We start from the raw sequence: 21,597 nt of genomic DNA, 5'->3' as shown, positions 1-21,597 counted from the left end.
CCCTGAAAACATCCCGTGGCATGACTTTTGAAAAGGAAATCAATTGAATGCATGATCCTGATTCACAAGCAGAAAGGATAGGAGAAATGTCAGCGAACGATTCCAACCTGCACCAGTCCATAAACGAATTCGTAAATAAAAACTTCCTTATGAATTCAGGTGCCGTTGAATTTACAAATGATGACTCCCTGGTAGAAAAGGGGATTATCGACTCCACAGGGGTGCTTGAGATGATCAGTTTTATCCAGCAGCAGTTCGGTATCAAAGTCAAAGACGAGGACCTGATACCTGAAAATCTCGATTCGGTAAACAATATCGCATCATTTATTACTCGTAAAATCAACGAAAGGGATCCTGATGCGCGGTTTAACATCGAATGACCCTCTGAGGGATATCTCCCTTCAGGACCTTGCCATCGATGAACAGGCGGAGATAGAGCGAATCAGCTCTTTTATCCGCAACAGCCTCGCAGTTAACCTCAAGAGACGAGGCACAATTATCGCTCTCTCCGGCGGTATCGACAGCAGTGTCACTGCCGCACTATGCGTCAAGGCCCTGGGGCCGCAGAGAGTAATCGGCCTGCTTATGCCTGAACAACACTCCTCCGGCGACTCCTCAAGGCTGGCAATACTCCTTGCCTCCCATCTTGGCATCCGATACATACAGCACGACATCACCTCTATTCTCGAAGCCACCGGATGCTATAAACGTCAGGATGAGGCCATTCAAGCGACTATCTCTCAGTACAAGCCCGGAAATCCCTTTAAAATTATCCTGCCTGCCGGCAATAATCAGAAATACCGCATCTTCTCACTTGTAGTCCAGGACTCATCAGGTAAAGTTTACAAACAGAGAATGTCCCACGAATCATACCTCAGCCTCGTGGCTGCCACCAACTTCAAGCAGCGTGTACGCAAGATGATGGAATACTACTATGCCGACCGATACAATTACGCTGTGGCAGGAAGCCCCAACAGGCTGGAGTTCGATCAGGGATTTTTCGTGAAATCCGGTGATGGTGCAGCGGATTTAAAACCAATAGCTCACCTCTATAAAACTCAGGTTTATGCACTGGCAAAAGCGCTCTCAATCCCTCAGGAGATCCAGGACCGCCTCCCCACCACAGATACCTATCCCATGGAGCAGTCCCAGGAGGAATTCTTCTTCTCCTTGCCATACCAGAAAATGGATCTGTGCCTCTTTGCGAAAATCTCAGGGCTCCCTCCTCAAAGCATCTGTAAAGCCACCGGACTGAGTCTCTCAGAGGCCATCTCCGCGTTTGAGGATATCGATGCCAAACGGAAATCCTCACGATACCTGCATCAAAAGCCACTGCTGGTAAGTGAACTCACCGATATCAGATGATCCGGCAATGCACGTGATTGCTTCCGTATTTCCTGCTTTATACCGGGAATAAACATGGGAGCAACACTGATTGACTCCACATCTGATTCCAGTACTCTCTCAAGGGCACCCCTGTTCGATGCCAGTTCACCACAGAGAGATACCGGCTTGCCATAAGCATTGCCGCAAACCATCTCTATCAGTTTGAAAATTGCAGGATGATCATCGACGAAGTAATTGCCCACATAGGGGTTTTCTCTCCCTGCAGCCATCGTGTACTGGGTCAGGTCGTTTGTACCGATACTGAAAAAATCAACAAATGGTAAAAACTCCTCGATACAGAGAGCAGAGGCCGGAGTCTCGATCATCGCTCCCAGAGGAATCTCCCTCCTTCCCTTTGACACCTGCATCAGATCACTGAGCATCTCCCTTACAAGCTGCATCTCCTGGGCAAAAGTGACCATGGGAACGAGGATTCTTAAATCAAAACGGTTTGAAAGTCTCAGAATAGCATTAAACTGGGTGTAAAGCAGCTCCGGGTATTCAAGAAGAAAACGTATCCCCCTGCGGCCCAGAAAAGAATCATCACACGATGTACCATTTAAATATGTCAACCTCTTGTCACCACCGATATCAAGCAGCCTTATTGTGATTGGTTTTGAAGATACCGGCTCAAGAGCATCCTCCATTTCTCTTGTCAACTCATCGGCAGTAGGTGGTAATTTACGGGTAAGATAAATATTCTCTATCCGGAACAGCCCTACCCCATCAGCCCCGTTTCGCACCGCCATCTCCACATCCTCCCTGCAGCTCACATTAGCCATCACTCCTATCTGCCTCCCATCCCGGTAAATTGCCGGACCAAGAGACTCCCTGCGGGCCCGTATCGATTGAACGGACTCTCTCTGTACCGCCCTCGCAAAAACCTTTCTTGCCGCAGAAGAGGGGTTTACCACCAGACTGCCGCTGTCACCGTTTACAAGGAGAGTATCATTCTGATGAATCAGGTTGAGGATATTTGCGATTCTGCCTACAGATGGTATACCCAGTTCACGGGTGAGAAGAGCGGTGTGTGATGCAGGGCCGCCATACTCTGTGACAACACCCCTGGCAAACTTTCTTGACAGAAACACAGTATCGGATGGCAAGAGACGCTTTGCGACAATGATACTGTTGCGGGGCAGTTTCTCCAGCATGTGAGCATGAATTCCGGTAAGCGCCAGTATCATCCTGCGGCTGAGATCCACAATATCATCAGCCCGATAACTTATCCGCTCATCCTGCACCTGACGGAAGCGCAGCTCCCATTTACGGAAAACGCGCTTGACAATCTGCTCAGCGTTGACAAGGCTGCTCTCCAGTTCCAGCCTTATCTCCTTTATCAACTCCGGATCTTTCAGGATTTCACCCTGGGAGAGGAAAATCCCGGCAATCTGAGCATTTAGCTCCTTCTGCACCCTCTCTGCTGAAAATGCCAGTTCCCTGCGCACATCGGTTATGGCCTGTTCGATTCTTCTGTACTCATCACGAAAATCGGAAGGCCTTATAGTGTAGAGACCATGATCACGAAGCAGAATATCGGTGTAGATAAAAGCCCGCCCCGATGCCATTCCGGGAGAAATACTTGTCCCCTGAAACACTTTTTCCACCTGGTTTTTCCTGTTGAACATCTTATTAATCGTTTAAATAGTTTACTCGTTTCCATATATATGAACACAGTTTCCTGTGCTATCATTCAACTTTAATTACAGTCTTACCAGGAAAAACCGCAGAATATCCTTCAGCACTATTACCCCGGCTAACCTCCCCTGTCTATCTGTAACCATCATCCTGCTTCTTCCATTACTTTCCATAAGAGAAAGCAGCTTCACTATGTCGCTGTCTTCCCTGACTGAGTTCTCTTTTCCCACTGGACGCATCAGGTCTTTTGCCGCAAGGCTGCGCCGCTCCCTCTGTGTAACCCCCATCACATCACGGGAATCCAACTCCCCCATCAAGCGGTTGCTGCCATCCACAACCGGAAAAATCCTGTAATGATATTTATACAGGTATTCCCTCTCAAATCCGGCAAGGCTTTTATACCACGCAATACTTACCGGACAGGGAGTCATAAAGCGGCTCACCCTCTGCCCCTCCAGCGCCTTTCTGGTCACGTATTTCTGAGAGGAGAGTCCTGATGCCTCCTTCAGGAAAAACCCGGAAACCATCCACCAGATTCCTCCAACCGGAACTCCGGTACTGAAAAGCATTACTCCCCCAGAAATGAGTAGCAAACCAAAGACCGCTCCCAGAGAACACAAAACAGGGGTGATAACAGAGAGATTCCTTGTCATCCTGAAGATAATCGCACGCACTATCCTTCCCCCATCCAGAGGATAAGCTGGAAGAAGATGAAAGATTCCCAGGAAAAGATTTGCCACCCTGAGAAAATCAACCAACCCCATCAACTCTGCCGGAAATGATACATCTTTTCCCAATATTAGAATCTGATGGAAAACAAAGGCCATGGCGAAACTGCCCGCTGGTCCGCAGAAAGCGACAAAAATCTCCCCCGGAACAGAGAACTTTTTCTGCTCCCAGAGATTTATTCCCCCCAGCAGATGAAGCTTAAGGGTTCTTACAGGAAGAAAAAGAGAATTGGCCCCCAGAATATGAAAAAGCTCATGTATCAGAACCGAAAGAAAAAAGCCAACACTTCCTGAAATTCCCAGCCAGAAGTAAAAGTCCCGGTGAAGACCTTTGTAGTAGTAGGGGAAAACCATTGAGGAGAGGACAAAGGAGAGAAGTATAGAGAAAACAACCCAGCAGCCGCATACACGAATCTCTGACCCGGCGACCCTTATCCGGAAAATATCCCGTGAAATTACACTTGTCATTCAGAAAACTCTTTCCCCTCACGCTCAAAAGTAGCCGCTACAGATGCAAACTTGCGCAACTTCTGATTTACCAGAAAATGTACAGTACCCCTGGGAAACTCCCCGTTTGCCCTCCTGATCCCGGGCTCCACACCGGTTAATATCCTCAACCCTTCATCTATAGTCTTTACAGGATAGATATGGAAAATCCCCTCACCCACCGCCTTCACTACCTCATCGTCAAGCATCAGATGCCTTATGTTCGAGTGAGGAATAATTACACCCTGCGTACCTGTGAGACCTTTTATCCTGCAGGTACGGAAAAAACCCTCGAGTTTCTGGTTTATTCCCCCCACTGGCTGAATTCTCCCACCCTGATCAACAGAACCGGTTACAGCCAGGTCCTGACGAAGGGGAAGACCGGAGAGACTCGAGAGAAGACAGTAGAGTTCTGCACTCGATGCGCTGTCACCCTCGATCTCCTCGTAATGCTGCTCAAAACAGATGCTCGCCGACATGGCAAGGGGCTTGTCCTGGGCATAGGTCTGACCCAGATACCCGCTGAGAATAAGCACCCCCTTGGAGTGAATCCTCCCGCTCATCTCCGCTTCCCGCTCTATGTTTATGATATTACCCGGCCCGACATAGGTCTTGGCAGTGATTCTCGATGGTTTACCGAAGATATAATCTCCCATGTCGATTACAGAGACACCGTTTACCTGCCCTGTCTCCTTTCCGGAAGAGTCAATAATAATAGTGTTCTCCTCTATAAGCTCCTGAATCTTCTCCTCCACTATATTGCAGCGGTAACATCTCTGCTTATAAGCCAACTTTACATGCCTGCCCTCTATAAATCCACTCTTCTCCTTTGTTGCCCAGTAATCAGCCTCCCTGAGAATATCGGCGGTCTTTACCAGCTCCGCACTCAGCTTCTCTTTATGCTCTGCCGAACGGGATGCATGATCTATTATTCTGGCTACAGCCTCGGCACTGCAGTGGTGAAGATTCTCATCACGGCAGACACGGGCAATGAATGAGACGAACTGACGGACCATGGTTCCGGATCTCTCAAGCGATTCATCGAAATCCGCCTTTACCTTGAATAACTTCACAAATTCCTCGTCGTAGACGTAAAGCATCTGAAAGAGCCATGGGTTTCCGATCACTATCACCTTCACATTCACCTGGAAAGGCTGCGGCTTTAACCCCTCGGCGGGCACAAACCCATACCGCTCCCCGATATTTTCGATCTTTACCTCCCCGTAGCGCAGAATTTTCTTCACGCAATCCCAGGCCATGGGGTCACGAAGCACCTGCTCGGCCTCAAGCACCAGATAACCGCCGTTTGCTCTGTGCACAGCCCCTGGCCTGATCATGGTGTAATCGGTTGTAAATGCACCCATCTGCATCCTGTATTCGACAAACCCGTTTAAATTGTAGAAAGTCGGACTCTTCTCTACCACAACCGGCGCACCACTCAGCTCTGAATTGTCTACCAGAAGATTCACTGCGTATCTCTGAAGAGTCAGCTCAGGATCCTGTTCCATCCCCGGAAAAAGCGGCTCTGAACCCTCCTCCTTCTTAAATACCCCCAGGTTGGCAACGATATCATCCAGAAGCTCATCGAGATAAAGAGAGATTTCTCCATAGCCCCCAAACCTCTCCCTTATACTCTCTATATGATTCCCCACCGCCTTCATTACCATCTTTCTGTCAAGTTCCTTTATCTCACCCTCTATCTGCTTCTGGCATCTGTCGATTTTCCGGGAGGCCTCAGACAACCTCTCCCCCACCTCCCTCTGCACCCTCTTTATACTCTCCCTCTCCTCCTGGGGAAGATGCACATACTCATCCTCGGTAATGGGATGGCCGTCATGACGGGGTACAACTGCCACCCCGTCAAGCATCTGCCTGAGTTCACTGCCCCTTGACTCGGCATAATGCTGGATCTGATCATTGAGCTCCTCCCTCTCGTCCTCAAACCGCTCCATCACAACCCGCTTCTGCTTCTCATACTCCCCAGAGGAAAATGCTTTCTCGATCTCCTGACCCAGATCCCTCACAAATCCGGCCATAACCTCCTTAAAAAGCCTGCCCATTCCCGCAGGAAAGCTCACCACCCTGGGAGATTCCGGCTTTTTAAAATTGTAAAGATAGCAGATATCAGGCGGGACCGGCTCACTTGAGGCAATCCGGTGAAGCGCTTTCATGACAGTTGAATTCTTGCCTGTCCCAGGCACCCCTGAGATAAAGATGTTATACCCCCGACTCTTTATGTGCAGCCCGAAATCTATAGCCTCAAGCGCCCTGCTCTGCCCGATTGTCTCATCCTCAATCTTTACTTCGGCAGTGGTGGTGAAATCAAATATCGATGGATCACAGAACTGACAGAGATCCTCAGCCCTGAGCTCCAGCCCATCCTCATAAGACACATAAGACTTCTCCCTGCTCTCAGGAACCTTTCCTCTCCCCCACTTTACATCCTTCTTTATCGCCCTGCCCCAGAAACCCTTCACAGCAGACCTCTTCTGTTCTTTTTTGCGTTGTATCTTATGTAAAAGTGCAATAAACATGCCACCCGGGTCCGGGTGGAAGTACGAGAGTATGACAGCACGACAATGCATGTAAACCCAGATAAATCGGGGTAAATAGAAAACAATGAGAAGCCCGGTTTACCGGGCTTTAGCTTGGCTGGAGGCGGCATTAATGCCGCCTCTATTCAGCCCATCGCTGCACCAGTTGCCCTGGTCATGTTTTTAAGCAGCTCAAACTCCGCCTTTAGTCTCCTGCAGGCTCTGGCCCAGGCACTGCCTGAGTGATCCATCCGGCTGCGTCCCCCGGGTAATAGTGACTTGTAAATTAAAAGAGCCCTCCTTGAACACTCCTCCCTCGAGAATTGCGCCGCTGTTTTCCTGGCACATTCCTTTACATCCCACAAACGTCCCCCTCCGAGTCCCCAAATCCAATCTATCCCGGCACAAAACTTTTCAATATCTTCCTCCTCTATAAGCCTGCCGTTTTTAAAATCCCTTACCACCTCACCAATTCCAGGGCCGTTTACCGCCACAACAGGTATTCCCGCAGCCATCGCCTCCATCACCACCAATCCCTGGGTCTCGGTTCTGGAAGCAAACACAAAGGTATCCATTGCATGATAGGCATCGACAAGCTGCTTGTCAATTAGTGTGCCTGTAAAGAAAAACCGTCCCCTGAATCTCTCCTCCACAAATTCAGAGATAACTCTGTCCTGCGATGGGCCACTGCCCACAAGAAGAAAACAGGCGGAGTCGTTTCTCTCCAGATACCTCTTTACAGCGGAAACCAGAAACTCCATATTCTTCTCAGGAGCTATCCTGCTTACAAAACCCAGCACAAAACAGCCCCGCTCTATCCCAAGCTCTGCCCGAAACCTCTCCCTCTCCCCGGAATTAAACTTCTCCACATCTATTCCGGTCGGTACCACATCAACAGGACTCCTTACCCCCCTCCTGCGAAGCTCCGATGCAACACTGAAACTGGGAGCAAAAACCCTGTCACAGAGATTTGCGTACCCGCTTGACAAAGCCACCACAAATCTCTTCAAGGCCTTTGAATCTCCGGGAACATAATGGGTGTAGCGTTCATAAAAGGTGTGGAATGTGTAAACCAGGGGAACACTAAACTGCGCAGCAATTCTCAGTGCAGAGTCCCCTATCATGAAAGGATGATGAGAGTGCACAATATCGGGTTTAAAATCCCGCAAAGCAGCGGAAAGCACACCCGGGACAGGGAGCTGAACCGAAAAGTCTGTACCATTGAAACGCTGGAGTGCCGGAACCCGGATTACATCGTATTCATCAACAGGCTCATTTTCAAATGTGGGAGCAACTATTATCACCCTGTGGCCTATCCGGCGATATTCACCGGTGAAAGTCTCAACCGACCTCTCCACCCCTCCTACAAAAGGCAGATAGGTATTGGTCATCATAAGAATATTCATGCTTACCCATCGCTATACATCAAAAGCAGAGACTCCCTTCCCCACCACCTCCGGTTCCCGGAAAGGAAATGACACCTCAATAGAAGGCTCCTCTCCCCCATGCCACTGCCCCTCCCAGCTCAACCTGCCCTTCTCTATAGTGACTGTGACCGGACCAAAAGAACTGGGAGCAGGTCCGAACCGAAGTCTTGCCCCGCTCTCAAGCATCTCCTTGGTTATCCCGGAACAAAGCACCAGCTTTCCACTCTCTTCCTCTTCTCTTAAAAAGCAATTTCTGACCGCAAGGGTCCACTCAGCAGCCGCCCACACATGCTGCCCATCACCCATGCATCCGGTACCAATCCTTGGATGAATCGCCTCGGGCCATTGACCGGTTGGCGATGCCAGCGCGGCGACACCGTTCATCAGACGGAAAAATCTCCTGTCACCCCCGCGCATGAGCACCTGCGCAATATGCAAAGTCAAGTAGGGGTTTATCCCCGAATGACTTATATCATGGTAGAACGCATCGTTTACAAGACAGTTCTCCACCAGATACCCGGCAGTAAGCAAAAGCCGCTCATCTTTGACATCGAAGAGCTTTAGAGGATACCCCGCTGAAAGCGATCCCACTGCACCTGAGTCCGGACGACGAAAGGGAGATGCAGGTATAATTGGACGACGGTTTGGCCCCGCCACACGCATTAAACTCTCCTCAATCGACCTCATGAAACTCAGTGCCTCATTGTAATAATGAGCACCCTTGCGGGAATCACCAGCCCTGGTAAGAAGCCATGATGCCGCCTTGAGACCGGCCACACCCCAGAAATCATCCCAGTAATAGTAATCGTTGGGTCCAAGATGCTCAGCACTGAAACCGGCAGGGAAAAGCCCGGAGTAAAGAGCCCCACCTTCATGAGCAATTCTCTTCTTTACAATCCACTCCGCTGCCTTCTCTATTGACTCCAGCCAGGCAACAGGAGGTTTGACACCGCTTACCAGACAATACCTCCACATCGCCCAGAGCGCCTCCCCGTTTGAATCCCACTCTCCCTCCTGTGAGTGGAAATATCCGGCTAAGTTTTGACGAGAGAAAAAGTTGCTTATGATTCTCTCTGCCCTGGACTGTAACCCCGCCAGAAGAAGCGCATTGACAATGAAAGCCGCATCCCTGAACCAGAACCGCTTGTAAGTGTAGGGACCTGCATAGCACTCATCAGGTGAGTGAAGTACCAGTGTGTGTATTGCCGTTCTGTAAAGTTCCTCAAATCTCCCCCAGGGAATCTCAGCCTCACAGATCCCTTTTATGCTCTGTTTCCAGATACCTTTAATGTCCGCGGAAACGGGGAACACCTTCTTGTCAAATGTTTTACCCTTCTCAAGAGGGATCTGAATCATCACCTGTTTCTTCTGTCCAGGTGAGATATTATAAGCGGCCATCGCAGTGGCCATCCCCACTTCACAGTGAACCGAGCGCCGCAGGTCCGGAGTCTTCGAATCGATCCAGTGATATACATCCCCGTGTTTATATTCTGAAAAACGGTGATGATCTGGTTTACAGTTAAAAACGACTCCCCATTTTTTATTCACCCTCCAGCCATCACCTGCATGGAAAAGGGAGATATCGTGAATAAAGCTTACCCCTTCGGGGTTATAGGGGCGAAGCGACACCACAAGAAGCCCCCCTGGAGGAGACTCTGCAGAAAAATCGATCCGGCATACAGGCACCCCGTTTGAAAGTACAGACTCAACCCTTGTCTCAAGAAAAAGCCCCTCGTTGATAAAGCGGGTGATCACCACCGCCGACCCGTCACACACTATTCTCTGCTCGGAACTTTTCTCCCTCGATGGAACAAGCCGCCTGCCATCCTTTCCTGTCACCCATCCGTCAATCGACCAACTGTCAAACAGTGGTGTGACAAGCCCCCGTGGATCGACCAGAGAGAGCTCATCAAAACCCGGAATACCGGTAGCGGTCCAGTTTCGGTGGGTAAGGTTTATGTGGGTCATGGAGAAGGCACGGGGAATAAAGGAGATATCCAGGGGTTCGAACTGACGCTCCACCCAGTAGGGCCATACCCAGTCCAGATTGTGCTGAATCACCTGGCTGTTAATAAGCCCCCGGGCATGAAGTACAGCACCGGCACGCATCAGCTCCACCGGAGCCCAGACCTCAGAGGGCTGAGAGAACCTGTTAAAGGTGGACAAGAGAAGAATGGGATCTACAAATCCCCTGGCCCTCGCCGCCCTCTTTATCATGAATTTCCAGGGGAACCATTTAAGAAACATACGGGACCTCCTTTAACATTGGGGAGCAAGGGGGGTGCCATGAGGTGGGTTGCTGTTTAAGCGCTTATAAAAGCAAAAAAAGGGACAGACCGTTTTTTTACTTTTATGGGGATACGGGAAAATATACTGAGAGAAGTTAAAAAAAAACTTTGTGTTTTTATGTGCAGGCTTATTTCATGTTTTGAATTCTGTTTTCATCTCAGAAGTGTCCGGTGAAATATACTTTTTATAATGCCCTTTTCGAGCACAAGCAGCTTTGCTGACTACAAAAAGATTCATTAAGGCTTTGGATCAGGAACAAACATTTCCGGATTCCTTTCAAAGAATATTTTTAATCCCCATCTAACCCTATTTGAAGAACAAACATTTTTGGAAAACATGGATTCAGATATTAAAAGCATAAGAAAAAGGTAGGGTCCGTGTCCCTGCTCGCCTCCGTGAAGCCTTGATGGTAGAGTAGACTTTCCTTCGCAAAGTAGCTTCTACTCGCCGCTTCGCTGAGCACAAATAAAATCATCTTAGGTTTTGGCTCAGGGACAAACGTTTCTAGATTACTCTCCAGAAAAAACGGATGAAACCTATCTGTTAATCAAAACTCCGCATTCCCAGGAAACCTGGGAAACAGTATCACATCACGAATATTTGACATGCCAGTCACAAGAAGAAGCAGTCTCTCAAAACCCAGACCGAATCCCGCATGAGGAACAGTTCCATACTTCCTTAAGTCAAGATACCACCAGTAGCTCTCAGGGTTTAATCCAAGCTGTTTAATCCTGTCAAGAAGCACATCGTACCTCTCTTCCCTTTCACTGCCACCGATAAGCTCCCCTATCCCGGGCACCAGAACATCCATCGCCCTCACAGTCCTGCCGTCATCATTTTGCCTCATGTAAAAGGCCTTGATCTCCCTGGGATAATTAAAAACTATAACCGGCTTCCTGAATACAACCTCGGAGAGGAATTTCTCATGCTCAGACTGGATATCAGTCCCCCACTTAACCGGAAACTCGAAGGAACTGTTCTTCTCCTCCAGTATCTTTATGGCATCGGTATAAGAGATTCTCTCAAAAGGCGCAGATATTATCCCCTGCAGCCTCTCAAGAAGTCCCTTGTCTATGCGCTCGTTGAAAAAGGAAATATCATCTGCATTCTTCTCCAATACATAAGATACAAGATAGCACACAAACTCCTCGGCCAGATCCATATCATCCTGCAGATCAAAAAACGCTGCCTCAGGCTCTATCATCCAGAATTCCGCAAGATGTCTGGGGGTGTTTGAGTTCTCTGCACGGAAAGTGGGTCCGAATGTGTAAATACGCCCCAGAGAGAGCGCCATGGCTTCACCCTCGAGCTGCCCGCTGACAGTAAGGCTTGCAGCCTTGCCGAAGAAATCTTTTGTGAAGTCAACCTCTCCGGCATCGTTCCGGGGTATATTCTGTAAATCGAGTGTGGTCACCCGGAACATCTCTCCTGCACCCTCACAATCACTTGTGGTTATAATGGGAGTGTGCACATAGAAAAATCCATGTTCCTGGAAAAAGGAGTGCACCGCAAAACTCAGAGAACTCCTGAGCCTCGCCACCGCACCGAGAGTGTTCGTACGGGTCCGCAGATGAGCCATCTGGCGCAGAAACTCAAATGTATGCCTCTTTTTCTGCAGGGGATAATCGGGATCGGCAATCCCTTTGACATCTGCCTCTCTGGCGTGAAGCTCTATTGCCTGACCCTTACCCGGAGACTCCACCAGTTCCCCCCGTATCTCCACACTGCTTCCTGTGGTCACTTTTGACACAAGAGAGAAAGAGGGCAGATCCCTGGGAATGATCACCTGAAGATTTGCCAGACAGGACCCGTCGTTTACCTCCAGAAACGAAAACTCCTTCGCATCACGCCTGGTCCTTACCCAGCCCTGCACCACCACACTCATCCCGGGCTCTCCCCGGTCAAACAACTCCTTTATCCTTAACTTCTGCATGTTCACTCACTATGATAATTTATCAAAGTTTTTGGATTATACTTTCCTATCTTCTGCTCGTAATTGAGGAACGGAAGCCCGATGATTCCAAATATTCCGGCCACATGTGCCCCGACACTCTCAATCATCGCCGCCACCGCCTCAAGTGTCCCTCCGGTAGCAATCAGATCATCAATTATCAGCCACCTCTTTCCCGGCACCAGATCCGCCTCATGGATCTCCAGAGTGGCAGAACCGTACTCAAGAAGGTAACTCTGGGAGATGGTCTTGCCCGGAAGCTTTCCCTTTTTTCTGGCCAGTACAAGTGGAAGCTTCATCTGATAAGCAAAACAGGCCCCCAGGAGAAATCCCCGGCTCTCCACCGATATCACCCCATCGATACTCTCCCCCTTATACAACTCCAGCATACTGTCGACACAATACCCGAAAGCCTGCGGGTTGGTGAAAATACTGGTGACATCGTAGAAAAGAATCCCCGGCTTTGGGAAATCAGGTACCTTACGGATAGCTTCGTCAAGATTCATGCTGCAGACTCCTGTGATAAGGGAAAAAGTGACGTTTAAAACAGATGTTTAAAATAGTTTTCTGCAGAAGATGACATCCTGATGTTGTGATAACATGAACTGCAATAGTAATTTCCTACTATATCTGAAATCTTGCAAAACCACTCCTGAGAGAAAATAATACGTTTATGTCCGGAAAAAATGTTCTTCTGATCGGCCTGATTCTCGTCTCCCTGAACAGTTGCTCGGTAAGGAAAATGGTCATGACCAGATTCACCGAAACCCTCTCGTCACAACAGAGCACTGTATTTACATCCGATGATGATCCACAGCTTATAGCCGAAGCACTTCCCTTTACGATAAAGCTCTACGAATCACTTGCCTCAAAAGACTCTTTAAACCCGGAACTCCAGCTTGCCACAGGCAAACTCTTCTGTCTCTATGCACAGGCTTTTGTATCTTTCCCCGGAGACACACTCCACGATTCACTCCAGGCAGAAAAAAAAGCCGCCGGAAAAAGAGCCAAAAAACTTTTTCTCAGGGGTAGAGACTATATCTTAAGAGGTCTGGATATAAAACACCCCGGCTTCAAAAATGGCATCTTCAGCCGCTCCGCCGATTCTCTGCTGGCCATCACTGATATAAATGATACCGCCTACCTTTACTGGGGAGCAGTATGCTGGACAAGCGCAATTATGGCCGACAGATCGGATCTGGCTCTGGCTATGACATTAAAGAAGGCTGTATCTCTGGCGCAGAGAGTGCTTTCCCTGGATCAGAATTTCGGCACAGGTACCGCCCATGAATTTCTGGCAATCTATTTTGCTTCTGCACCGAAGGCTATGGGGGGAGACACCGTAAAAGCGAAGGAATATTTCTCCAAAGCGGTTGAGCTGTCCGGGGGAAACAAAGTTTCTCCTTACGTATATATGGCTTCCTCACTGCATTTAAAGAACAAAAACAAAGATGGCTTTACAGATGCTCTTAACAGGGCGATGGCTGTAAAAAGTCCACCTGAAAGCCCAAACAGACTGCTCAACACTATCTACAAGCAGCGTGCAGCCTGGATGCTGCGCAATATAGAGAGGTTTTTCCCTGAGGAAAAGTAAACGGAGAATAGCGGTTGCCGTAAACAAGTTATTTATGTGATAAACAACAGTCATTTTCCCTGATAAAATTTCATTTAGCAATTTTCTCCTTGCGTTCCTGATTTCCCGCTTTTCCTTTAGTAATGTAACAGACAAGTATCTTTTTACACCCAAAGACCTCACCCAGAGCATGGGGGGTATTTGTGAGTTTAGAAGTTTGTCGCTTCACTTCTAATAGTATCTTTTACATCAGCATCCAGCCTGCCCAGCAACAGCTGCCAGGAATACACCACGGATGAGATAAAGTCTAAAGTAAAAAGCTTAACCGGAATGAAAAAGACCGGCTTTTCACTTCTCGGCTCCGGAGGAGGATTGCTGGCACTGGGAATCATTCTTATGGCAACTGCAGAATGGGAGTCCTACAGTAACGGTACCGAGGTTGGTATGACAACATCCGATCCTCAGGTGGCGCCGGTATCATAATGCTCGCGACTGGAATACCGATGACCATCGCGGGAATAGTTCTGGGTACGATCGGAACTAAAAAAGTAAGGGAATATAAAAACTGTCTTGATGACTTCAGTCTGGATTTTCGCCTGGGGAAAGAGATAAAATACCTGGGTTTGATATACAGATTTTAATTGTAGACTGTTCAGGAACACTGTTTTTATTACCCCAGGTGACTTAAGGACTTTACATTCAATCATTGTTCACCTCGCAGATGAACCCATCCGAGGTTTTAATCTAACCGGTATTTCCTAACCCGGGGCTATAAAACATCTCTGATCTTTTGACTTTTTTCTCTGGATAGTGAATTGATGGCTGATTTTTTGCAGTTCATTAATGATACGGTTTTAAATATTGCAGCCCCGGATGTTCAGCTTAACATATGAACAAATCGTTGAAAATTCTCCCCTTGAGATTCTGGATTATTACCGCGGTGTTCCTGCTTCTTATCTCTCTGCGTGTAGCCTTGCCCTTTGCCGCTAAATGGTACCTCAATTCTTCACTGCAGAACTCAGCCGATTTTACCGGAAAAATAAATAAGATCAACATGAATCTAATCAGAGGAGCATATACCATAAGCGGTGTATCACTGAGCCTTAAAAGTGGCGACACCGCCATATCTTTTATCTCTGCAGAAGCCATAGACTTTCTTGTCAACTGGGGATCGCTTTTCTCCGGCAAACTCATTGCCCGGGGAGAGATAAGGGTACCGGAGATGGACTACGTTATCGGGGTCACCCAGGTACCACAGGGAAAGCCGCTTGCAGAGATTTTCAAAGAACTGTTTCCGGTTAGAATCGATCTGCTGATCCTCAGTGATGCAAAAATCAGGGTAAAAAATGCTACCACTAACCCCCAATATGAGCTCTATATGACAGATGTCGATGCCTCAATCATTAACCTGACCAACAGCCGCAAAATATCTGAGGATCTCTATGCATCGATGAAACTCAGAGGGATTTTTATGGAGAGCGGTGTATTTGAGATGAGCATGTCTTTTAATCCGGTCAGTGTGAACCCAGTTTTCAATTTAAATGCCACAATGACAGAACTTGACTTGACAGAATTAAGCGAAGCTGCCCGGGCCCATGCCGGAATAACCTTTGAAAATGGATTTTTTGGCGCCAGAAGTAAACTCACAACAGAGAAAAATACAATTACAGGATTTATAAAACCGGTTTTCGTTAATCTGCAGGTCTTTTCCACTGATGAAGAAGACCTGCTTAAGAAATTCCAGGATGCAATCACCGGGGCCACATCGGAAATCATTGAGGACCCAGAAAACCGTATCAGCGCTACCATTCCGGTTACAATCCCTCTTAAACCCACGGATAGTGATTACTTCAGCATAGTAGCCGGGGCGCTTATCACCTCCTTCGGGAAAGCAATTATTCCCGAAATTTAAGTCTGATTATTTTTTCTGGGGCTGAGATTGCCCGCCCTGCTGACCATGCATCATTGGACAGTGTTTCATCATCTGACGAACCGCGGTGGTATCCATTTTTACAGTCACTTCTTTTTTCAGATTTAGATCTTTGTCATATTTCATCATTTTCATTCCGGAAATAACAATTATCGACCCATCAGGAGCAATCATCGCCCGCGGCATCAATACCCCCATACCCATCATCGGCTGACCATCCATCATTTGTCCCCCGTTTTTCTGAGTGGTATCAGCCTTGTCTTCTCCCTGTTTTGGAGGCTGCTGTGCGGAGATAATCATTGCGGAAATAAGAAGCACGAAAAACAGAGTGGAACATTTTGAGATTCTCATAGAGAGCCCCTTTCGGTTAAGGTTTTTGGGGGCGTAAAAGATGCAAATCTTGTACCGGAATTTTCATCGAGGGGACGGACTATCTTTTTACTTTTTTCTGTTGTTATAGTATTCTGTACGTGCCTGTAACAGCGACATGAATATGGGTCAGTTTCCTATGGTGAAGATTAAGAGCAAGGAAACAAATAAAGCCATAGCCTGTTTTTTGTAATTTCGCTTTATTGACAATGAAAGACATATCAGGAAACGGAAATTATCCTGGGATATGAGCTGTAGCATCCTTGTTTCACCTCTGAGGTGAATTACTGAGCTTATTGAGGCCTCATTTTAATCAGTTAAGTCACTATTTCACCCCAGAGGTAAAGTAGTAACCCAAAAGCAAAACCAACTATCGTTTCCCACAAAGCAAAGGATTAAAACTTTACTGTTTCATATTTTATCCACTGAAAATTTAATGTTCCCTTTGTACTGCTTGCTAAAAAACAGGGAAATATAGATCCTGAGAACCAGTTCTTTATTGAGGTATGCGGGGAAGAGAGCTTTTACACTTTATCCTGGATATATGTGACCTGCATGAGAAGCAAAACGGGATTGGCAAACATTTGCCGTTAGTGATTCCAATTGTGATATACCATTGTAACGGACCCTGTAAATTTGACAATAGTATGATAACTGAAGGAAGGATGGCTAGAAAAGGAGAGGGAATTATAGAAAGTAATCGAAGATAAAGATACCGAACTAAGACATAAAATGGCCGAGATAAAGCATAAAGATACTGCGCTTAAACAAAGGGATGCAGAAATTGAGCACAAAGAAGAATTTGCAAACCAAATTGTCAGACGGATGGTTCAAAAGGGGATAAACCTGGAATCAATCCAGGAGATTACTGGATTTAACAAAGAGGAAATTGAGATGATTATAAAAAACATCTGATTATTATACTTAAGAGTGCTGAGAGTGCGGAATTTTTTTTGTAAACCTCAGAGCAGGTAATGTATGTTTTATTCAGCTTAGGAACTGATTACCCCATCAGCATCAATCTTCAGCAAAATCAAAATCCATCTCTATCCTCCTGTCCTGCTCCCCTTCATCAAAAAACCTGATCATCCTCGTACACTCAGGAAGCACATCAGGGAACATGGTACCCCACTCTATCAGACACACCCCGTCACCGGTAAGGTACTCATAGTATCCTATCTCTGAAAGCTCCGACTGATTGTGGAGACGGTAAAAGTCGAAATGGTAAACAGGCATGACAGATGTGGAGTAAACATTAACGATCGAGAAACTTGGACTCCTGACAGGAGCATTCCCGCCCAGTGCATCAGTAAAACCACGAACGAACTCAGTTTTCCCGGTACCAAGATCACCCTCAAGAGCGTAAACATCCCCCGGCCTGGCTTTACGGCCAAGACTCGCTCCAAGTTCCCTTGTCTCCTTTACAGAATGCGTGTGGATCACCATGGCTGCCTAAAGTGCCTCAAATACACCCAGAGGCATGATCAGTTCCTGCAGAGAGATTCCGCCCTGCTGGAATGTGTTCCTGTACTGCCTCTGATAATGCTCGAATTTCTCAGGATGGATAAAATAGAAGTTCTCTTTTGCGATGATGCAATTATTATCCTCTGCAAACCTGGGTATTCCAAAATGCTCCGGATTGTCCAGAAACACCACAGTTCTCTCATCGCAGCTTATTTCCCTGCCGAATTTGTAGCGCAGATGTTTTCCCCACTCCCTGGCCCCGTAAAGTTCAGTTCCCCTGCTGCAGAATGTGCTCCCGTGATCTGATGTCAATATAATTCTGCAGTCACGTCTGGAGAGTTCCCTGAGGGTCTGAAGCAGAGCAGATAATCTGAACCAGGAGTCGGTAAGAGTGCGAAGCCCGCTTTCATCATTTGTTATCTCCTGGAGTATGCTCGAAGAAGGGCTGTTCTGAAGCAGCACATCAAAAAAATCGACTACAAACACCACCAGTCCGGAAGAAACACAGGAATCGATTTTAGAAAGGAGTTCCTCTGCACTGATCCGGTCGGGAAGACGTGTAAACCATGGCTCTTTCTTGTTAACCTGAAACCCGGCTTTTTCAAGTCTCTCCTGAAGCAGGCTCTTCTCTGCCTTTTCTGTTACCTTCTCCGGTTCCTTGCAGCCATACCAGTCATGCTCAGCAGCAATTTCCAAAGGAAGCGCTCCGGCAAAAAACGCGCTTCTTGAAAAAAAGCTCGATGAGGGGAGAATCGAATAGAAATACTGGCGTCTGGTGTTGAAATATTTTTTGAGAATCTGCTCCATACAGATATACTGATCAAGCCTCATCCCGCTTAACACCAGCATCACAGTCTTCTTCCCGTCAGCTATCAGCGGAAACACAAGCTCCTCGAGCACTTGATGTGACATCACCGGCGGATCTCCCTTTCCCTTTACCCACCGGGCATAGTTGTCAATCACAAAATCGGAAAACGCAGCATTGAAATCGGATTTCTGCCCGGCCTGAGTCTGCCTCAACCCTTCATCATCCACCCTCTCAAGCTCAAAATCCCAGTTCACCAGATTCTCATAAATCCTGATCCAGTCATTAACCTTCAAATGCCCGCTCAAAGCAGTTCTGTTCTGGGAGTAACTTCGGATAAATCTCTGTGAAATCTGAGAAGTTATAAGCTGTCTGGAATCGAGAAGCTTTTTACAAACAAGAAGTATCTGGCTTGGGTTTACAGGCTTTGTAAGATACCCGTCGATTTTCTTCCCCAGGGCATCCTCCATAAGCTGCTCTTCCTCGCTTTTGGTAACCATCACCACTGGAAGATCGGGAGCAAAATCCTTTATCTCCTCCAGAGTTGTCAATCCATCCTTGCCTGGCATCTGTTCGTCAAGGAGCACAATATCAAATTCTTTCGGGTTCTGTTGAATAATCTGAACCGCATCATCACCACAGAAAACCGGGACCACACTGTAGCCCCGCGTTTCAAGAAACATTATATGCGACCTCAGATACTCTATCTCATCATCAACCCACAATACCTTTTTCCTGCCCCCTGACATACTTCTAAACTCCTTCCCCGCTTTCCGGCTCTTGCCATACCGGCAGGTCCACACAGAATTCCGTCCCCTTGTTCTTTGATGACCAACAGACAAAAATCCTGCCTTTATGATAATCCTCAACTATCCTCTTTGCGAGTGTCAACCCAAGCCCCCAGCCGCGTTTTTTTGTGGAATAACCCGGAGAGAAAACTTTTTTATGTGCCTCCCAGGATATCCCCTTCCCATTATCTTTGAGGCTGATCCTCACCATCCGCTCACGCTCCAGGCACTCAGTCCTTATCTCTATTCTTCCATTTTCTTTCTCAATAGCATCAATGGAGTTCTTCAAGAGGTTCTCAAAAACCCACTCTATAAGATCTCTGTTGGCGGAAACCGGAGGAATCTCCTCCAGATCGAATTTTATTTCGATTCTCTTGCGCAGCAGTGGAAGTCTCATCCTGAAGTACTCAGCTACTTCTCTGAGATTATCATTTATGTCGCATGATGTCAAAGCGGGGATAGAACCGATCTGACTGAACCGTGCTGTGACCTTCCTTAATCTGTGAAGATCATTGTCCATATCATCACAGATCCTCTGTGACTGCTCAAGAAAAACCTGAGGCTCTAAAGGAGGATCTGCATCCTTTACGGTTCTTATATATTCCACCCAGCCCATCAGTGATGAAATCGGTGTACCCAGTTGATGAGCAGTTTCCTTTGCCAGTCCGACCCAGAGATTACTCCTCTCGGTAATCCTGATAGTATGAAATGTAAAGTAGGCGAGTACAAGCAGCACGCCAATGAGTACCGCTTCCATAAAAGGAAGAAAAACCAGACTGCTGATTAAAGGATTGTTGCCGCAGAGGAGATAACCACCCCCTCCCTCTCCCCAGCGAAGCGGCAGAGGAGGATAAATTTTCCTGAAACTGACAGATTTCTTCAGAAGAATTTTCTGCTGGTGATCACTTAGATGACTTCCGGGAACAGTCTTCCTGTTGAGAAAGGAACCGTACTCTATTTTTCCCCACATCATGGGACGAAAAGCAGTATCTGTGACAATGACCGGATACTCCGATCTGCTGATTATATTCCGTAAAACAATCTCGGCATCATTTCTGTCACTGACCAGTGATTGCACCAGTTCCGCAAAATCCCTGGTGACTGCCACCGAATCTTCCCTGATCTCCCTGAATACTGCAAACGTAAATACATTGTAAGTAACAAGCCCACCGGCGCAGAAAAACAGAAGGAGTCTTTTCCTTGTCAGAAGCTTCCTGCTGAGGAAAAAAGTGTGTAAAGCCGACTTGATCCCTTTGATCACCTCGGTTTAATCTCCCTGATTCCATTCATGTAAGGCTGCAGAACCTCTGGAATTCTAACTGTCCCCTGTGCCGTTTGATAGGTCTCCAGTATTGCGACAAGAATCCTTGCAGTCGCAAGCCCGCTTCCATTGAGCGTATGCACAAATCTTGGTTTCCCGCCACCCTGGGGGCGATAACGGATATTCGCCCGTCGTGCCTGGAAATCCTCAAAATTGCTGCACGATGAGACCTCAAGGAATTTTCCCTCTCCTGGCGCCCACGCTTCAAGATCATAGCATTTGGCTGCCGCAAAGGAAAGATCCGCATCACACAGTAACAGTACCCCGTATTTGAGACCCAGCGCCTGAAGTATTCCCTCTGCATCCTTCCTTAATGCCTCATGCTCATCATAGGACGTTTCAGGCGTGGTGTATTTGACCAGCTCTACTTTATTGAACTGATGTACTCTCAGGTAACCTTTGGTATCTTTACCGTAAGATCCCGCTTCTCTCCTGAAACAGGCACTGTAAGCACAGTATTTGACAGGTAATACAGATTGATCGAGCACCTCATCCCTGTGAAGATTGGTAACAGGAACCTCTGCGGTGGGAATACAGAACAGATCATCTTCATTTATGTAATACATCTGATCTTCACTCTTGGGTAACTGGCCTGTGCCGAAATGACTGGCCCTGTTTGCCAGAAAAGGAGGAAAAATCTCCAGATACCCGTTTTTACGGGTATGAGTGTCCAGGAAAAAGTTGATCAGAGCACGTTCAAGAAGCGCCCCTGCACCTTTCAGTACCGGGAAACCCGCCCCTGCGATCTTGGCCCCTCTGGGGAAATCGATTATATCAAGTGCGGTACCCAGTTCCAGATGATCGCGTGGTTTAAAGTCAAATTGCGGTGTTTCTCCCCATTCACTGACCGCAACATTGTCTTTCTCACTCTCCCCGTGAGGTACACTGGAGTGTGGAATATTGGGTAT

The 21,597-nt window shown here is 47.4% G+C and carries 18 protein-coding genes; 6 read left to right on the top strand and 12 right to left on the bottom strand.

Going from position 1 to position 21,597, the window contains the following annotated elements; genetic code table 11:
- The first annotated feature begins 86 nt into the window (after positions 1-86).
- Together GX089_01410 and nadE are read left to right on the top strand one after the other, a co-directional pair.
- Positions 87-380 (top strand): acyl carrier protein, encoded by a 294-nt coding sequence (locus GX089_01410; GenBank protein ID NLP01131.1) that lies wholly within the window; start codon positions 87-89, stop codon positions 378-380.
- Entirely contained in the window at positions 358-1,365 is a 1,008-nt protein-coding gene (nadE, locus tag GX089_01405; protein ID NLP01130.1) for an NAD(+) synthase, read from the top strand. The genes GX089_01410 and nadE overlap by 23 nt, the downstream gene beginning before the upstream one ends.
- On the opposite strand, the gene ptsP is transcribed toward nadE, so the two are convergent.
- From ptsP to GX089_01370, 7 genes are all read right to left on the bottom strand, one after another.
- The gene (ptsP, locus tag GX089_01400; GenBank protein NLP01129.1) at positions 1,323-2,993 is read right to left on the bottom strand and encodes a phosphoenolpyruvate--protein phosphotransferase; all 1,671 of its coding nucleotides are present in this window, start codon (positions 2,991-2,993) and stop codon (positions 1,323-1,325) included. The genes nadE and ptsP overlap by 43 nt on opposite strands.
- A 96-nt stretch (positions 2,994-3,089) precedes the next feature.
- A complete protein-coding gene (locus GX089_01395) occupies positions 3,090-4,220 on the bottom strand; it encodes a CBS domain-containing protein (GenBank protein ID NLP01128.1) in 1,131 nt (376 codons plus the stop codon).
- The gene (locus GX089_01390) at positions 4,217-6,715 is read right to left on the bottom strand and encodes an AAA family ATPase (GenBank protein ID NLP01127.1); all 2,499 of its coding nucleotides are present in this window, start codon (positions 6,713-6,715) and stop codon (positions 4,217-4,219) included. Before GX089_01390 ends, GX089_01395 begins: the two co-directional genes overlap by 4 nt.
- A 203-nt stretch (positions 6,716-6,918) precedes the next feature.
- Positions 6,919-8,178, bottom strand: coding sequence for a glycosyltransferase family 4 protein (locus GX089_01385; GenBank protein NLP01126.1), 1,260 nt, complete (start codon positions 8,176-8,178; stop codon positions 6,919-6,921).
- Positions 8,179-8,190: 12 nt separating this feature from the next.
- Positions 8,191-10,446 carry a hypothetical protein gene (locus GX089_01380; protein ID NLP01125.1) on the bottom strand — a complete coding sequence of 752 codons (2,256 nt, stop codon included), beginning with the start codon at positions 10,444-10,446 and terminating at the stop codon, positions 8,191-8,193.
- 589 nt (positions 10,447-11,035) lie between these two features.
- Positions 11,036-12,421, bottom strand: coding sequence for an asparagine--tRNA ligase (asnS, locus tag GX089_01375; GenBank protein ID NLP01124.1), 1,386 nt, complete (start codon positions 12,419-12,421; stop codon positions 11,036-11,038).
- A gap of 2 nt (positions 12,422-12,423) precedes the next feature.
- Positions 12,424-12,945 (bottom strand): adenine phosphoribosyltransferase, encoded by a 522-nt coding sequence (locus GX089_01370; GenBank protein NLP01123.1) that lies wholly within the window; start codon positions 12,943-12,945, stop codon positions 12,424-12,426.
- A gap of 242 nt (positions 12,946-13,187) precedes the next feature.
- Between GX089_01370 and GX089_01365 the strand changes: the two genes are divergently transcribed.
- From GX089_01365 to GX089_01350, 4 genes are all read left to right on the top strand, one after another.
- Positions 13,188-14,033, top strand: coding sequence for a hypothetical protein (locus tag GX089_01365; GenBank protein ID NLP01122.1), 846 nt, complete (start codon positions 13,188-13,190; stop codon positions 14,031-14,033).
- A 309-nt stretch (positions 14,034-14,342) separates the two neighbouring features.
- Positions 14,343-14,495 (top strand): hypothetical protein, encoded by a 153-nt coding sequence (locus GX089_01360; GenBank protein ID NLP01121.1) that lies wholly within the window; start codon positions 14,343-14,345, stop codon positions 14,493-14,495.
- Complete coding sequence (locus GX089_01355; GenBank protein NLP01120.1) at positions 14,495-14,653, top strand: hypothetical protein; 159 nt, start codon at positions 14,495-14,497, stop codon at positions 14,651-14,653. The genes GX089_01360 and GX089_01355 overlap by 1 nt, the downstream gene beginning before the upstream one ends.
- 248 nt (positions 14,654-14,901) lie before the next feature.
- Entirely contained in the window at positions 14,902-15,924 is a 1,023-nt protein-coding gene (locus GX089_01350; GenBank protein NLP01119.1) for a DUF748 domain-containing protein, read from the top strand.
- A gap of 6 nt (positions 15,925-15,930) precedes the next feature.
- Here GX089_01350 and GX089_01345 read toward each other — a convergent pair whose 3' ends face one another.
- The 5 genes from GX089_01345 to serS form a co-directional block, all read right to left on the bottom strand.
- Positions 15,931-16,293 carry a hypothetical protein gene (locus GX089_01345; protein ID NLP01118.1) on the bottom strand — a complete coding sequence of 121 codons (363 nt, stop codon included), beginning with the start codon at positions 16,291-16,293 and terminating at the stop codon, positions 15,931-15,933.
- A 1,035-nt stretch (positions 16,294-17,328) separates the two neighbouring features.
- The gene (gene tsaE / locus GX089_01340) at positions 17,329-17,757 is read right to left on the bottom strand and encodes a tRNA (adenosine(37)-N6)-threonylcarbamoyltransferase complex ATPase subunit type 1 TsaE (protein ID NLP01117.1); all 429 of its coding nucleotides are present in this window, start codon (positions 17,755-17,757) and stop codon (positions 17,329-17,331) included.
- 6 nt (positions 17,758-17,763) lie between these two features.
- A complete protein-coding gene (locus GX089_01335; GenBank protein NLP01116.1) occupies positions 17,764-19,329 on the bottom strand; it encodes a response regulator in 1,566 nt (521 codons plus the stop codon).
- Positions 19,330-19,333: 4 nt separating this feature from the next.
- Positions 19,334-20,629 carry a HAMP domain-containing histidine kinase gene (locus GX089_01330; protein NLP01115.1) on the bottom strand — a complete coding sequence of 432 codons (1,296 nt, stop codon included), beginning with the start codon at positions 20,627-20,629 and terminating at the stop codon, positions 19,334-19,336.
- Positions 20,626-21,597 (bottom strand): serine--tRNA ligase (gene serS, locus GX089_01325; protein ID NLP01114.1); only part of this gene is annotated, 972 nt, incomplete at its 5' end. The genes GX089_01330 and serS, both read right to left, overlap by 4 nt.

Source organism: Fibrobacter sp. (assembly GCA_012523595.1).
Classification (GTDB): Bacteria; Fibrobacterota; Chitinivibrionia; order Chitinivibrionales; family Chitinispirillaceae; genus JAAYIG01.
This window is presented reverse-complemented; position numbering and strand designations above follow the sequence as displayed.

What these genes read in the sequence shown, in the direction of transcription:
- GX089_01410 (NLP01131.1), top strand. Translation starts at nt 87, where the DNA reads ATGTCAGCGAACGATTCCAACCTGCACCAGTCCATAAACGAATTCGTA.
- nadE (NLP01130.1), top strand. Translation starts at nt 358, where the DNA reads ATGCGCGGTTTAACATCGAATGACCCTCTGAGGGATATCTCCCTTCAG.
- GX089_01395 (NLP01128.1), bottom strand. Translation starts at nt 4,220, where the DNA reads ATGACAAGTGTAATTTCACGGGATATTTTCCGGATAAGGGTCGCCGGG.
- GX089_01385 (NLP01126.1), bottom strand. Translation starts at nt 8,178, where the DNA reads ATGAATATTCTTATGATGACCAATACCTATCTGCCTTTTGTAGGAGGG.
- GX089_01380 (NLP01125.1), bottom strand. Translation starts at nt 10,446, where the DNA reads ATGTTTCTTAAATGGTTCCCCTGGAAATTCATGATAAAGAGGGCGGCG.
- asnS (NLP01124.1), bottom strand. Translation starts at nt 12,421, where the DNA reads ATGCAGAAGTTAAGGATAAAGGAGTTGTTTGACCGGGGAGAGCCCGGG.
- GX089_01370 (NLP01123.1), bottom strand. Translation starts at nt 12,945, where the DNA reads ATGAATCTTGACGAAGCTATCCGTAAGGTACCTGATTTCCCAAAGCCG.
- GX089_01365 (NLP01122.1), top strand. Translation starts at nt 13,188, where the DNA reads ATGACCAGATTCACCGAAACCCTCTCGTCACAACAGAGCACTGTATTT.
- GX089_01360 (NLP01121.1), top strand. Translation starts at nt 14,343, where the DNA reads ATGAAAAAGACCGGCTTTTCACTTCTCGGCTCCGGAGGAGGATTGCTG.
- GX089_01355 (NLP01120.1), top strand. Translation starts at nt 14,495, where the DNA reads ATGCTCGCGACTGGAATACCGATGACCATCGCGGGAATAGTTCTGGGT.
- GX089_01350 (NLP01119.1), top strand. Translation starts at nt 14,902, where the DNA reads ATGAACAAATCGTTGAAAATTCTCCCCTTGAGATTCTGGATTATTACC.
- GX089_01345 (NLP01118.1), bottom strand. Translation starts at nt 16,293, where the DNA reads ATGAGAATCTCAAAATGTTCCACTCTGTTTTTCGTGCTTCTTATTTCC.
- tsaE (NLP01117.1), bottom strand. Translation starts at nt 17,757, where the DNA reads ATGGTGATCCACACGCATTCTGTAAAGGAGACAAGGGAACTTGGAGCG.
- GX089_01335 (NLP01116.1), bottom strand. Translation starts at nt 19,329, where the DNA reads ATGTCAGGGGGCAGGAAAAAGGTATTGTGGGTTGATGATGAGATAGAG.